At 63.0% G+C, this 13,427-nt stretch carries 11 protein-coding genes; all 11 read right to left on the bottom strand.

From position 1 onward, the window contains the following. Positions 1-8: 8 nt before the first annotated feature. The gene (locus tag AB4Y85_RS04895) at positions 9-905 is read right to left on the bottom strand and encodes an outer membrane protein assembly factor BamD (RefSeq protein ID WP_441983744.1); all 897 of its coding nucleotides are present in this window, start codon (positions 903-905) and stop codon (positions 9-11) included. A gap of 224 nt (positions 906-1,129) precedes the next feature. Continuing rightward, a complete protein-coding gene (lpxC, locus tag AB4Y85_RS04890) occupies positions 1,130-2,074 on the bottom strand; it encodes a UDP-3-O-acyl-N-acetylglucosamine deacetylase (RefSeq protein WP_441983743.1) in 945 nt (314 codons plus the stop codon). Positions 2,075-2,413: 339 nt separating this feature from the next. Next, complete coding sequence (gene ftsZ / locus AB4Y85_RS04885; protein WP_441983742.1) at positions 2,414-4,084, bottom strand: cell division protein FtsZ; 1,671 nt, start codon at positions 4,082-4,084, stop codon at positions 2,414-2,416. 103 nt (positions 4,085-4,187) lie between these two features. After that, entirely contained in the window at positions 4,188-5,510 is a 1,323-nt protein-coding gene (ftsA, locus tag AB4Y85_RS04880) for a cell division protein FtsA (RefSeq protein ID WP_441983741.1), read from the bottom strand. Then, positions 5,507-6,475 carry a cell division protein FtsQ/DivIB gene (locus AB4Y85_RS04875; RefSeq protein WP_441983740.1) on the bottom strand — a complete coding sequence of 323 codons (969 nt, stop codon included), beginning with the start codon at positions 6,473-6,475 and terminating at the stop codon, positions 5,507-5,509. The genes ftsA and AB4Y85_RS04875 overlap by 4 nt, the downstream gene beginning before the upstream one ends. Beyond that, positions 6,442-7,365, bottom strand: coding sequence for a D-alanine--D-alanine ligase (locus AB4Y85_RS04870; protein ID WP_441983739.1), 924 nt, complete (start codon positions 7,363-7,365; stop codon positions 6,442-6,444). The genes AB4Y85_RS04875 and AB4Y85_RS04870 overlap by 34 nt, the downstream gene beginning before the upstream one ends. Before the next feature lie 70 nt (positions 7,366-7,435). Beyond that, positions 7,436-8,356 (bottom strand): UDP-N-acetylmuramate dehydrogenase, encoded by a 921-nt coding sequence (murB, locus tag AB4Y85_RS04865; RefSeq protein WP_441983738.1) that lies wholly within the window; start codon positions 8,354-8,356, stop codon positions 7,436-7,438. Next, positions 8,356-9,771: a UDP-N-acetylmuramate--L-alanine ligase gene (gene murC, locus AB4Y85_RS04860; RefSeq protein WP_441983737.1), complete on the bottom strand. Its 1,416-nt coding sequence runs from the start codon at positions 9,769-9,771 to the stop codon at positions 8,356-8,358. The genes murB and murC overlap by 1 nt, the downstream gene beginning before the upstream one ends. After that, on the bottom strand, positions 9,768-10,886 hold the full coding sequence (murG, locus tag AB4Y85_RS04855) for an undecaprenyldiphospho-muramoylpentapeptide beta-N-acetylglucosaminyltransferase (RefSeq protein ID WP_441983736.1): 1,119 nt from the start codon (positions 10,884-10,886) through the stop codon (positions 9,768-9,770). The genes murC and murG overlap by 4 nt, the downstream gene beginning before the upstream one ends. Further along, entirely contained in the window at positions 10,883-12,028 is a 1,146-nt protein-coding gene (locus tag AB4Y85_RS04850) for an FtsW/RodA/SpoVE family cell cycle protein (protein WP_441983735.1), read from the bottom strand. The genes murG and AB4Y85_RS04850 overlap by 4 nt, the downstream gene beginning before the upstream one ends. Positions 12,029-12,032: 4 nt before the next feature. Continuing rightward, positions 12,033-13,424: a UDP-N-acetylmuramoyl-L-alanine--D-glutamate ligase gene (gene murD, locus AB4Y85_RS04845; protein WP_441983734.1), complete on the bottom strand. Its 1,392-nt coding sequence runs from the start codon at positions 13,422-13,424 to the stop codon at positions 12,033-12,035. Positions 13,425-13,427: the final 3 nt, after the last annotated feature.

The following is a 13,427-nucleotide window of genomic DNA, read 5'->3' as shown; positions in this document are numbered from 1 at the left end:
GGTGAGGCTTACCCCGCCCGCTGACCGACCTGGGGGACGCCACGGAACGCCTTGCTGATCCAGGACTGGGAGTCCTCGCGCGGCTCAACGCCGCCCTTGGTCAGCAGGGCATAGGCGTCCTTGTACCAAGGACTGTCAGGGAAGTTGTGTCCGAGAACGGCTGCCGCGGTCTGCGCCTCGCTGACGATGCCCATAGCCATATAGGCCTCGGTGAGACGCTCGAGAGCCTCTTCCGAATGGCGGGTCGTCTGATAGCGCGAAACCACGGTGCGGAAACGGTTGATGGCGCCGGAATAGTTACGCTTCTGCAGGTAGAAGCGTCCGACTTCCATCTCCTTGCCCGCAAGCTGGTCGCTGGCCACCTGGATCTTCTTCTTGGCATCGGCGACGTATTCGGAGCTGGGATAGCGCTGGATCAGCTCCTGCAGCGCGAGGATGGCGCGCTCGGACTTTTCCTGGTCGCGGGTGATATCCGGGATCTGATCGTAATAGGACGACGCCATCAGATACTGCGCGTAGGCCGCATCCGAGGTATTCGGGTGCTGCTGAAGGTAGCGCTTCGAGGCCGTGATGGATTCCTCATACATGCCGCCCTCGTAGGTGGCATAGGCCTCCATGATCAGCCCTTTGCGCGCCCAGTCCGAATAGGGGTACTGGCGATCCAGGCTGTTGAACTTCTTGGCGGCGCCTTCGAAATCCCGGCTCTGAATGCGGGCAAGGCCGTCATTGTAGATCTGCTCGGCCGGGACGTCGGCGACGACCTCCGGCTTGTAGGTTTCGCTCTTGTCGAAAGGATTGATCGACGAAAGGGTATCGCAGCCGGCGAGCGCCAAGCCGCAGGCGCCGATCAGCAGCGTGCGCCCCGCAGCGGCCCTCAAGCTCAAGTAAAGCTTCGCGAAAGACATGGCTTCGCGGTCCTCCAAAATCCGTGCTTGGTGATTTTTAAACGATGCACCACAGGTTCTTTAACCTATGCGGGGGTCAAGAGCCAACCCCATCGCAACAGCTTTACCCAATGTGATCGATTCAGGCCGCAGGAAAGAGTGCGGCCAATGGGCGCGAAAGCATCGGACCCAAAAGTGTATTTGCACTTTTAGGCTCCATCCGATGCTTCCTTCGATAAGAAGGATTAGTGAATTTCCTGCGCGAAGGCCGTCATGGCCGCGCTGCCGACTTCCGCATATCCCGTCTCGCGGCGGGGGACCGCATCCACAATGGCGTAGTTGGCGCGGCTTGAGAACAGGGCCTCAAGCACCGAGAAGTTCATGCGGTGACCGCCGCAATAGGAGCGGTAGGTCCCGAGCAGCGGCAGGCCCGCGAGGGACAGGTCGCCGACAGCATCCAGAAGCTTATGGCGCACGAACTCGTCGGCATAGCGGAGGCCTTCGGGATTCATGATCCCGTCCTCGCCGATGGCGACGGTGTTATCGAGCGAAGCACCCAGGGCGAAGCCGGCGCTCCACAGCTTTTCCACATCCTTCATGAAGCCGAAGGTGCGGGCGCGGGAGATGTCACGGCGGAACACGGAGGGGCTGAGATCGACGATCTTGCGCTGACGACCGATCACGGCCGTAGGGAAATCGATTTCCACATCGAGGCGGAAGGCGCGCTCGTTGGGGAGAAGCTCGGCGAAAGCCCTGCCCTGCTCGATGCGGACAGGCCTGAGAACTTTGAGATAGCGGCGGGTCGCGCCCTGGACGGCGATGCCGACCTGATCGATCGCATCGATGAAGGGAGCGGAGCTGCCATCGAGAATCGGCACTTCCGGTCCGTCGATCTCGACGAGCACGTTGTCGATGCCGAGACCGCTCAGTGCAGCCATGAGGTGTTCGATGGTGGCCACGGCGCCGCTCTCGCGATCGCCGATCACGGTGCAGAGTTCGGTGGCCGTCACAGCCAGATGGCGGGCATCGATGAGACGGTCCATACCCCCCGGGAGGCCGGTACGCAGGAAGGCAATGCCATGGTTCACCTCCGCAGGGTGGAGGATCATCCTCACCTCATCTCCCGAATGGACGCCGATTCCGACCAGGGTAACGGCTGCGCGGAGCGTGGTTTGATGGCTTTGCTTCATTATCTCTGAACCTCGAACAAGATCGCCACTTGGTGGATGCACCCTCAGGCGGCTACCGGCGTTCGCTGTAGTAAAATCACTGAATTGGCGGACGGGGATTAACACCCCTGCCCTTTTGGATAGGGGCAACATAGTCGGCTGTGCCAGCTAGGCCAAATCACGCTTTCTTACGTTCTGTTACAGAGCGGATAAGTCTTAACCCTTTGTTAAAGAAGGAGTTTAAAAGCGAAGCCCCCGATCGCGGGGCGACCGGGGGCCAAGCTTGTAACAGTTCCGGCTAAGCTGGAGCGCCTGGTGGGCCCAAAAGCGCGAATCTGCTTTTAGGTCCGATGCTCGAACTTAGTTCGCCTGCCGGCGGAGGAAGGCCGGAATCTCCAGCTGGTCATCTTCCATGCCGCGCTGGGCAGGTCCTTGAGCCGGACGCTGCGCCTGGGGAACCGGGCGGCGGGCGTATTCGGCGTGAACCGGAGACATCTGCTGGCGCGGAGCCTCCTGGCGCGGAGCCTGCTCGACCGGGGCATGCTGTGCCTCTTCACGACGTCCGAAGCCCATTGTGGCCAGACGCTGGATCAGGGACGGCTTGTGCTCCTGAACCGGATCGATCTCGCCACGGCTGGCGCGGATCTGGTTCTGGGCCGGGATCGGCAGCTCATCGATCCGGGGCATGCGGGCGGGGCGCATGGCGCGCTCGGCCTGCGGCGGGATGAAGGCATCCTGCTGCATCGGCTCTTCATAGACGGGCTGCTGCGGGGCCGGAGCCTCGTAGGCCATGGTCTGACGCGGCTGGGCGGGGGTGAGGATCACGTCGTCACGAACCACCGGCTGCGGAGCGGGCTCCATGGCAACCGGAGCCGGAGCCAGAACCGGGGTTCCTTCCGTCAGGATCTGAGCGGCCCTCACCGGCTCGGCAAGCTGGGGGTTGGCACGAAAGGTCGGCACGGCCTGGGTGTGCGTGGCACGGGCCCGGGCTTCGGCGCGAAGACGCTCGGCCACCTCGGAAATCCGCTGCTCGGTGGCGGAGATGTCGCCGCCGTTTTCCAGGAGGGCGTGGTCGATGCCGGTGGCCACCACGGACACGCGGATGATGCCTTCCAGACTCTCGTCGAAGGTCGCGCCGAGGATGATGTTGGCATCCTGGTCCACTTCCTCGCGGATGCGGGTGGCGGCTTCGTCGAGTTCGTAGAGGGTGAGGTCATTGCCGCCCGTGATCGAGATCAGCAGGCCGCGAGCCCCCTTCATCGACACGTCGTCGAGGAGCGGGTTCGCGATGGCGGCCTCGGCGGCGCGGATCGCGCGCTTCTCGCCGGAAGCTTCGCCCGTGCCCATCATGGCCTTGCCCATGCCGCGCATGACGGAGCGCACATCGGCGAAGTCGAGGTTGATGAGGCCTTCCTTCACCATCAGGTCGGTGATGCAGGCGACGCCCGAGTAGAGCACCTGGTCGGCCATGGCGAAGGCGTCCGCGAAGGTCGTCTTTTCCGTGGCGACGCGGAAGAGGTTCTGGTTCGGGATGACGATGAGCGTATCGACGGCCTGCTGCAGCTCGGCGATGCCGGCCTCAGCCAACTTCATGCGGCGCACGCCCTCGAACTGGAACGGCTTCGTCACGACGCCAACCGTCAGTATACCGAGCTCGCGGGCCGCGCGGGCCACGACCGGGGCAGCGCCCGTGCCGGTGCCGCCGCCCATGCCGGCGGTGATGAACACCATGTGGGAGCCGGCAAGCTGATCGCGGATCTCGTCGATCACCTCTTCAGCTGCGGCGCGGCCGACTTCCGGCTGCGAGCCGGCACCGAGGCCTTCCGTGACCTGAATGCCCATCTGGATCACGCGGGGAGCCTTGGAGGAGGCCAGGGCCTGCGCATCGGTGTTCGACACCACGAACTCGACGCCCTCAAGACCGGACTCGATCATGTTGTTGACGGCGTTGCCGCCAGCGCCACCGACGCCGAAAACGGTGATGTGCGGCTTGAGTTCCCGGATGTCCGGAGATTGCAGATTGATTGCCATGACCTGTGCCTCTTTGGCCTTTTTCACTGACAGCGTTTGGCCGACGCTTACTTTTGTTGACTTGGAACTCTCGCAATGACCCGCCGCGTCATCGCGTTACGCTTTAAAAACTATCGCGAATCCACCGGCCCACCCGCGAGAAGTAGCCGTCGGTTCCCGTACTCTGAAACAAGCCGCTCGAGCGCGGCTCGAAATACTCGATATGCGCCACCTGGGGGTAAACCAGGAGACCGACCACCGCCGAAAAAGCGGGGCCCTTCGCCGCTTCCGGCAGGCCCTTGATGCCGAGCGGACGCCCGACACGAACCTGGCCCTGCAGGATTCGGCGTGCCGTTTCCGGCAGCCCGACGAGCTGGCTTGCGCCGCCCGTCAGCACCACGCGCCGTCCGGCTTGGGCCGCGAAGCCCGCGCTCTTCAGGCGGTCGCGCACGAGTTCGAGGATTTCCTCGACCCGCGGCTTGATGATGCGAACGAGGTGCGACTTGGGCAGATGGTTCGGAACGTCACGTTCGTCCTCATCGACCTGCGGCACCGCGATCATGTCCCGGTCGTCCGCGCTCGAAGAGATCGCGGAGCCGTAGAGTGTTTTCAGCCGCTCGGCTGCGGACACGCGGGTCGTGAGACCGCGCGCGATGTCCATGGTCACGTGGTGACCGCCGACGGCGACGGCATCGGTATGAACCAGATGCCCGTTGGAGAAGATGCCCACGCTCGTGGTGCCCGCACCCATGTCGACGACCGCGCAGCCCATATCGGCTTCGTCGTCCACGAGCGCCGAGAGACCGGACGCGTAAGGAGAGGAAATCACCGCCTCGACACCCAGATGGCAGCGCTCGACCGCGATCATGAGATTGCGTGCGGCAGCGGCTTCCGAGGTGACGACGTGGAGGTCCACGCCGAGACGTTCGCCGATCATGCCGGCGGGGTCCACGATGTGGTGCTGCTGATCGAGAGAGAAACCCGTCGGCAGCGCGTGAAGAACCGCCCTGCCCCGGCGCAGATCGTAATCGGAAGCGGCATCGAGCACGCGATGCACATCACCTTCGCCCACAGCGCCGCGCACCGGCACTTGGGCATCGAAATGCTCGGAGGCCATACGGCCGCCGGTGAGGTTGACGATCACCGACTGGATCTCGACCTTCGCCATCCGCTCGGCGGCGTGAACCGCCTGACGGATCGCTGTTTCGGCCGCTTCGAGATCCACCACGACGCCGCCCTTGAGGCCCGCCGAGCGCTGATGCCCGATACCGAGAATGCGCGCCACATGAGTGCGGCTGCGCAGCGATTCAACCTCATCCGCCGGCTTCAGCTCGGCGACCACGCAGACCACCTTGCTCGTCCCGATATCGAGAACCGAGAGGATGGCGCTCTTGCGTGCCGAGAGCGGCTTCAAACGCGGTGTCAGCCCGTGACCCGAGAGACTCATGTGTCGATACCCTTGCCGCGCATTGGCTTCTTCTTGAGCGACTCGGCGCGTGCCAGAGCCGCTTCTTCCGACAGACGAACCACGACGCGATCCACTATCCGCAGATCGACCGCCAGAACGTCCTTTTCCAAAATCTTCTGCTCGTTTTCGAGCTTCGCGAGCCGCGCCATGGCCTGGGCAGCACCGAGTTCCGGCAGGCGCACATCCATGCCGTTGTCCATCTTGAGCGTCCAGCGGCGACCGGCGACGAGCGTGCCGGCACGGATGCGGCTCTTGAGCGGACCGGCGGCATCGAGAAGCGCGAAATACTCCTTGCTGCGTGTATTCGCGTTCTCGCCCACCACGAAGGGCAGATCGACGAAGCGCTCGTCCTGCATGAGGTCGATCACGGTGCCGTCGGCGGCGATGATGAACAGCTCGCCGTTGTTCTGCCAGAGAGCATGCGGTTCACGCTCGGTGAGACCGATCACCAGCTCGTTGGGATAGAGCTTGCGCACGGTAGCAGACTTGATCAGCGGCACGCGCTCGAGGCGCTCGCGCAGATCGTTCACGTCGAGGAACGCCAGAGACAGCTTCGAATTGATGCCGGCAGCGGCGAGAACCTCGTTCTCGCGGATCTGCGAGATGCCGGAGATGGTGACCTGCTCCAGCCCAAGGCCGACAGCGCGGGCCAGCGCATGGTGCGGCTGGCCGTTCTCACGGATAAAGCTGTCGAGATGGCCGCCCTGCCAGAGGCCGAGCGTCACGACGCCGGCGAAGAAACCAAGGGCGAGATAGGTGCCGAGGAAGCGCGGAACGCGCTGCTCGATGGGAACGCCGGCGGACCGCCGGCGAACGCTCTTGGAAGAGCCGAAGAATTTCTTGATTCGGGGAGACTGCCTCCGGCCTCCGGAGGCAGCATGCGCAACCGTACGTCCGGCCGGGTAGGCCGTCATCGGTTGCAGGTAGCGTCCTCCACCATCCATTGCACAAGCTCGCCAAACGAATAGCCCGCGTGGGCTGCCAATTCTGGCACCAAGCTCGTCTCGGTCATGCCGGGTTGGGTGTTAACCTCCAGGACAACGAGTTCCCCCGTCCCCCCGGAAGTATCATCGTACCGTAAGTCGGCACGGCTGATTCCCCGACAGCCGAGCGCTTGATGCGCCGTTAACGCCAACTCTTGGACCTTTTGGTAAATATTCGGTTTAATTTCTGCCGGGAGGACGTGAATGGAGCCGCCCTTCACATACTTTGCGTCATAATCGTAGAAGACACCGGTGGCGGGCCTGATATCGATGACGCCCAGGGCCTTGTCACCCATGACCGCGCAGGTCAGCTCACGGCCCGCAACATATGATTCTACAAGGACTTTATCCCCGAAAGCCCAGTCCTCACGGAGCAGTTCCTGAGGGGGATGGGAGCGGTCCTCGCGCACGATGATGACACCCTTCGAGGAGCCCTCGTTCACCGGTTTAATCACATAGGGGGCTGGCAGAACGTGACTTTTCGCCGCCTCCATTCTGTTAACAACCAAGCCTTTCGGAACCGACACCCCAGCAGCTGCCATGATGAGCTTCGCCTTGTCCTTCTGCATGGCAAGGGCCGAGGCCAGAACGCCCGAATGGGTGTAGGGAATCCTTAAAACCTCAAGCAAACCCTGGATCGTGCCGTCTTCACCCACCGGGCCATGGAGCGCATTGAACACCACTTCCGGCGCGGTCGCCTGGAGCACGGTGGCAATATCGGGCTGCACGTCGATGGGAGTGACCTTATAGCCCTGCTCTTCCAAGGCCTTGCAACAGGAATGGCCAGTGCTGAGGCTGACTTCGCGCTCCGCCGACCAGCCGCCATAGAGGACGGCAACGTGCTTGGCCATGATCTGCTCCTTGGATTGGCACCCCGCTCACTGAAGCAGGCGGGCGTTAACAAAGTGATTCGGGGTAGGCTTACGCCTGAACGCGACCGACGCGCTTGATTTCCCATTCGAGCTCGACGCCCGACATCTCACGGACCCGGCGGCGGACTTCCTCGCCAAGGCCCTCGATCTCGGCAGCCGTTGCGGAGCCATGGTTGATCAGGAAGTTGCAATGCATCTCGGAGACCTGCGCATCACCGATTCGCAGGCCCCGGCATCCGGCCGCATCGACCAGCTCCCAGGCCTTCTTGGCCGGCGGGTTCTTGAAGGTGGAGCCGCCCGTGCGGGTGTTGACGGGCTGCGTGGAGGAGCGCGCCTCGGTGATGGCATTCATCTCGGCGAGGATTTCTTCGGGGTTGCCGGGACGGCCTTCGAACAGGGCTTCGGTAAAGATCACATCATCCGGCACGTTTGAGTGCCGATACGTAAACCCCATCTGCGCATTGGTGAAGGACACCGCTTCCCCCGTGCGGGTAATGCCCTTGGCCTCGACGAGCACATCCTTCGTCTCGCCGCCATAAGCGCCGCCATTCATGCGAAGCGCGCCGCCGATGGCGCCCGGAATGCCGCGCAGGAACGACAGGCCGGCGATGCCAGCCTCCGCCGCGGCGCGCGCTACCTTCACATCGGGAGCGCCCGCACCCGCGCGAACGCGCAGGCCCGGCTCGACGGAGACTTCCGCGAAACCTTTGCCCAACCGAATGATCACGCCTTCCCATCCGCCGTCGCGGATGAGCAGGTTGGAGCCGAGACCGACCACGAGAACGGGAATGCCCCGGTCCAGGTGCTGCAGGAAGTATGCGAGATCATCCGCATCGGCCGGCGTGAACAGCACCTGCGCGGGCCCGCCCGTGCGGAACCACGACAGCGGCGCCGTCGGCGCGTTCGCCTCCAGCTTGCCGCGCAGCTCCGGCATGGCGGCTTTGAGGGCGGGCGTCAGGTCGGCGAACATCAAGCCGCCTTCTCGCCAAGCGCCTCAAGCTCACCCGGAAGCGCATAAGCCCACTGGGTGATGTTGCCGGCGCCAAGGCAGATCACATAATCGCCGGGTTTGGCGACGCCCTTGATGAGACCGGCCAGATCTTCCGATTTTTCTAGTGCCATCACATTGCGATGCCCGCGCGCCTTCAGGCCCGACACGAGGCCATCGCGGTCGGCACCCGGGATCGGCTGTTCGCCTGCGGCGTAAACCGGCGCGACGATCACCGCATCCGCATCGTTGAAGCAGGTGCAAAATTGATCGAACAGGGAGTTCAGGCGCGAATAGCGGTGCGGCTGCACCACGGCGATCACCTGCCCATCGGTCGAGGCGCGCGCTGCTTTCAGCACCGCCGCGATCTCGATGGGGTGGTGGCCGTAATCGTCGAACACGGTGACGCCGTTCCACTCGCCAGTGCGGGTGAAGCGGCGCTTCACGCCGCCGAAGCCGGCGAGCGCCTTGCGGATCGCATCCGGCGACACGCCGAGCTCATGCGCAACCGCAATCGCCGCCGTGGCATTGAGCGCGTTGTGTGCACCGGGCATCGGCAGAACAAGATCCTCGAGTTCAAGGCGGAAGCCGGGACGGCGGTCGCGAATCATGACGCGGAACTTGGTCTGCCCGCCGCGCGGGTCGATATCCATGATGCGCACATCGGCCTGCGGGTTCTCGCCATAGGTGATGATGCGGCGATCCTCGATGCGGCCTACAAGATCCTGCACCGTCGGATGGTCGATGCACATCACCGCGAAACCGTAGAATGGGATCGAGTTGATGAAGGAATGGAAGGCTTCCTTTATCGCATCGAACGTGCCGAAATGATCGAGGTGCTCGGCGTCGATATTGGTGACGATGGCAACGTCGGCGGGAAGCTTCAGGAACGTGCCGTCGGACTCATCCGCCTCCACCACCATCCACTGGCCATCACCCATGCGGGCATTGGTGCCATAGGCATTGATGATGCCGCCATTGATGACGGTCGGATCGAGGCCGCCTGCATCGAGCAGCGTCGCGACGAGCGATGTGGTCGTCGTCTTGCCGTGCGTGCCGGCCACCGCGACGCAGGATTTGAAGCGCATGAGCTCGGCAAGCATCTCGGCGCGGCGCACGACCGGCAGGCGCTTCTCGCGGGCGACGATCAGTTCCGGGTTGTCGCGCTTGATGGCGGTGGAGACCACGACGATCTCGGCATTCTCCACGTTCTCGGCCTTGTGGCCGATGAAGGTCTTGATACCCTTCTCTTCGAGGCGCTTGACGTTGTAATTGTCGGCGGCGTCAGAGCCCTGAACGGTGTAGCCCAGATTGTGCATGACTTCGGCGATGCCAGACATGCCAATGCCGCCGATACCGATGAAATGAATGGGACCAAGCTTCGGCGGCAGTTTCATGAAATCATTCCGTTCTTGTTAGTTTGTATCAGTTGGAGCACGGCCCGAGCGAGTCGCTCGGCCGCATCCGTGATGCTGGCGCTATGTGCAGCGGCAGCGGCTTTGGTCAAGCGCTCAGGCTCTTGAAAAGTGGCGCGGATTTCCGCCGCCAGGCGCTCAGGAGTGAACTCGGATTGCGGGAGAACGATGGCAGCGCCAAGATCTCCAAGGGTTTTCGCATTCGCCGCCTGGTCCTGATCGAGCGATCCCGGCAGGGGCACGAGGATCGAAGGACGACCGATAACCGCCAGTTCCGCCACCGTCGAAGCACCTGAACGCGATACGACCAGATGCGCTTTGGCAAGGCGCTGCGGCAGATCCTTGAAGAAGGGCTCCGCCTCAAACTCGACCCCAAGATGCTGATATTGCGCGCGCACGCGCTCCAGATCCTCTCCCCTCGCCTGCTGGGTGATGGAGAGACGGGCGCGCAATTCTTGCGGCAGGTTCTCGACGGCAGGCGGCACCACATCGCTCATGACGCGGGCGCCCTGGCTGCCGCCGACAACGAGAAGATGCAGCTTCCCGTCGCCAGTCAGCGGCGTATAGGGCTGCCTTGCCGCTTCCAAAACAGAAGGACGGATCGGATTTCCAGTCTGGAAGACCTTCCCCGGGACATTGGCCGGTATGCCCTTGGTATCGGCAAATCCCGTGGCAATGACGGAAGCACGGCGGGCGAGCAGCCGGTTCGCGCGGCCCATCACGCCATTCGCCTCATGAATGACTGTAGGCACCTTCATAAGCGAGGCTGCGATCACCGGCGGCACGGTGGGATAGCCGCCGAAGCCCACGACGACGGCGGGCTTCATGCGGCGGATCACTGAAGTGGCTCTCAAGGTGCCTTGCGCGAGCAGCAGAGCCGCCTTCACGATCTGCGGCACTGAGCGGCCGGACGGAGTGGCGGACGGGATCTCCACGATTTCATCCGCCGGGAAGGAGCCGGCATAGGCATTGGCGCGCTTGTCGGTGGCAAGCGCCACGCGAAGGCCTTGCGCCTTCAGCGCATTCGCCAAGGCCTCGGCGGGAAACAGATGCCCGCCCGTTCCGCCGGCGGTCAGGAGGATGAGGGGAGCACTCATCCGCGCGGCCAATCCTGGTTGAAGTTCTCCATCATCTCGGCGCGCGGGCGGCGGCGCGTGAGCGCGATGAGGAAGCCCATGGCGAGCGCCAGCGACATCAGCGAGGAGCCACCATAGGAGATGAACGGCAGCGTCATGCCTTTCGCCGGCATGAGATGGACGTTCACCATCATGTTGATGCAGGCCTGCAGCCCGAACATGAGGACGAGGCCCGTCGCAGCGAGGCGGCAGAACGTGTCCTCGCTGCGCTTGGCGAGCATGAGGCCACGCAGCACGATGAAGGCGAAGAGCATCAGCAGGCACAGGCACACGACGATGCCGAACTCTTCCGCCGTGACGGCGAAGATGAAGTCGGTATGCGCGTCGGGCAGGATACGCTTGACTGTGCCCTCGCCGGGGCCACGCCCGAGCCAGCCGCCGCGCGAGAAGGATTCCATCGCGGTGTCGACCTGGAACGTATCGCCGGAATCCTTGTCGAGGAAGCGCTCGAAACGTGCCCGCACGTGCGGCAGAAATTCAACGGCCGCAACAATGCCGAGCAGGCCCGCGCCACCGAGCCCCATCACCCAGAACCAGTGCAGGCCGGCCACGAAGAAGAGGCCGCACCACACGATGGTGACGAGCATGGTCTGGCCGAAATCCGGCTGCATGATGAGCGGGATGATCGTAGCGGGCAGGAGCAGCAGCGCCATCAGTGCCCCCGGCATGTCCTTGCGCCGCGCGCCTTCCGAGAAGGCCCAGGCAGCGAGCACAACGAAGGCTGGCTTCACGAACTCCGACGGCTGGATACCGAGCGGGCCGATGACGATCCAGCGATGTGCGCCCTTGATCTCGGGACCGAACTGGAAGGCCAGCATGATCAGCGCCATGCCGCCGATATAAACCAGCAGCGCCAGACGCCGGATATGGCGCAAGGACAGGAACGAGACCGGCAACATGATGAGCAACGCAGGCAGAAGGAACATCGCCTGGCGGTTCACGAAGTGGAAGGTCGAGAGCCCCAGCCGCTCCGCGACGGGCGGGCCGCCTGCCATGAGAAAGACGAGACCGGCGAGCACGAGGATCGCAAGCGCCGCCAGAAGCAGCCGGTCGACGGTCCACCACCAATCGCTGAAAGCCGAGCGTTCCGCGCGCGACACCATCTCTTTAGGCCCCCTTGGCCTCAATACCGGGCAAGGCCCGAACCAATTCGCGGAAGCGATTTCCGCGCACTTCGAAATTAGGAAACTGATCGTAGGACGCGCAGGCAGGAGAGAGCAGAACGACCGACGGACCGTTCATGACTGCTGCATCCGAGGCCGCCTGTTCGACAGCCTTGTCGAGCGTTTCGCTGCGCACATAAGGCACGTCGTCACCGAGCGTCCCGGCAAAATCCTCCGCAGACGCACCGATCAGGTACGCCTTGCGGATTTTCGGAAAATAGTCACGCAGCGGCTCGATGCCGCCTTCCTTGGCCTTGCCGCCGAGAATCCAGAGGATGTTGTCGAAGGACTTGAGCGCCTTCTCCGTAGAATCGGCGTTGGTGGCTTTGGAATCGTTGATGAAGAGCGCATTCCCGCGACTACCAACCTCTTCCATGCGATGAGGAAGACCTGGGAATGAGCGCACAGCCTCGGCAATTATCTTTTCGCTCAAGCCAAGTTGCAAGACCACGGCAACCGCGGCTGCTGCATTCTGCGCATTATGCTGCCCTCTCAGGGAAGCGATACCTTCTAGGTCGACAACTTCCTCGAACTCGCCGTGTTGGTAAGCCGTCACGATTCCATTGAGTGCATTGATGGTGACTAATTCATCGGACTCAGCGCTGATGCCAACCACTTTCTTGCCAGCCTCTGACAAGCGCAAGAAAACCGCCATGCTCAGTTCATCGTCAACCCCAATGATAGCAATCTGAGAGGCAGCAACCAGCCGCTCCTTGATTGCCGCGTAATCCTCCATCGTCCCATGCCGGTCGAGGTGATCCGGCGAGATATTGAGAAGAACGCCGACGCTCGGGCTGAGCGAGGGTGCGAGATCGATCTGGAACGATGAGCACTCGATTACGTGGATGCGATTTTCAGCAGGCGGATCGAGCAAAAGGATCGCCGTGCCGATATTGCCGCCCATCTGCACGTCCAGGCCAGCTTCGCGGAGGATATGCGCGATTAGAGCCGTCGTAGTGGACTTGCCGTTGGTTCCGGTGATCGCGACGAAGGGCGCGTTCGGCGCGATTTTCGCGCGCTCACGGCAGAACAGTTCGATATCGCCGATGATCTCGACGCCGGCTTCCTTCGCCAGCTTCGCGGACCAATGCGGCTCGGGATGGGTGAGCGGGACGCCGGGCGACAGAACCAGCGCTGCGACCTTCGACCAGTCAATGAGGCGCAGATCGCCTGTCTCAATGCCCTTCCCTTCAGCCTCCGCCATCTTCGCCGGATTATCGTCGCAGGCGATCACATGCGCCCCGCCCTCTTTCAGGGCAAGCGTTGTCGCAAGCCCCGAACCGCCGAGGCCGAAGAGCGCAACTGTTTTACCTGAGAGGATCGTGACGGGCGTCATCGG

The organism is Microvirga sp. 2YAF29 (assembly GCF_052114605.1).
GTDB lineage: Bacteria > Pseudomonadota > Alphaproteobacteria > Rhizobiales > Beijerinckiaceae > Microvirga.
The sequence above is the reverse complement of the archived record's forward strand: the minus strand, read 5'-3'. Positions and strand labels throughout refer to the sequence as shown.

Coding starts and splice junctions, on each gene's coding strand:
- murC (WP_441983737.1), bottom strand. CDS start 9,771: ATGAAACTGCCGCCGAAGCTTGGTCCCATTCATTTCATCGGTATCGGC.
- murG (WP_441983736.1), bottom strand. CDS start 10,886: ATGAGTGCTCCCCTCATCCTCCTGACCGCCGGCGGAACGGGCGGGCAT.
- AB4Y85_RS04895 (WP_441983744.1), bottom strand. CDS start 905: ATGTCTTTCGCGAAGCTTTACTTGAGCTTGAGGGCCGCTGCGGGGCGC.
- AB4Y85_RS04850 (WP_441983735.1), bottom strand. CDS start 12,028: ATGGTGTCGCGCGCGGAACGCTCGGCTTTCAGCGATTGGTGGTGGACC.
- murB (WP_441983738.1), bottom strand. CDS start 8,356: ATGTTCGCCGACCTGACGCCCGCCCTCAAAGCCGCCATGCCGGAGCTG.
- ftsZ (WP_441983742.1), bottom strand. CDS start 4,084: ATGGCAATCAATCTGCAATCTCCGGACATCCGGGAACTCAAGCCGCAC.
- AB4Y85_RS04870 (WP_441983739.1), bottom strand. CDS start 7,365: ATGGCCAAGCACGTTGCCGTCCTCTATGGCGGCTGGTCGGCGGAGCGC.
- AB4Y85_RS04875 (WP_441983740.1), bottom strand. CDS start 6,475: ATGGATGGTGGAGGACGCTACCTGCAACCGATGACGGCCTACCCGGCC.
- murD (WP_441983734.1), bottom strand. CDS start 13,424: ATGACGCCCGTCACGATCCTCTCAGGTAAAACAGTTGCGCTCTTCGGC.
- lpxC (WP_441983743.1), bottom strand. CDS start 2,074: ATGAAGCAAAGCCATCAAACCACGCTCCGCGCAGCCGTTACCCTGGTC.
- ftsA (WP_441983741.1), bottom strand. CDS start 5,510: ATGAGTCTCTCGGGTCACGGGCTGACACCGCGTTTGAAGCCGCTCTCG.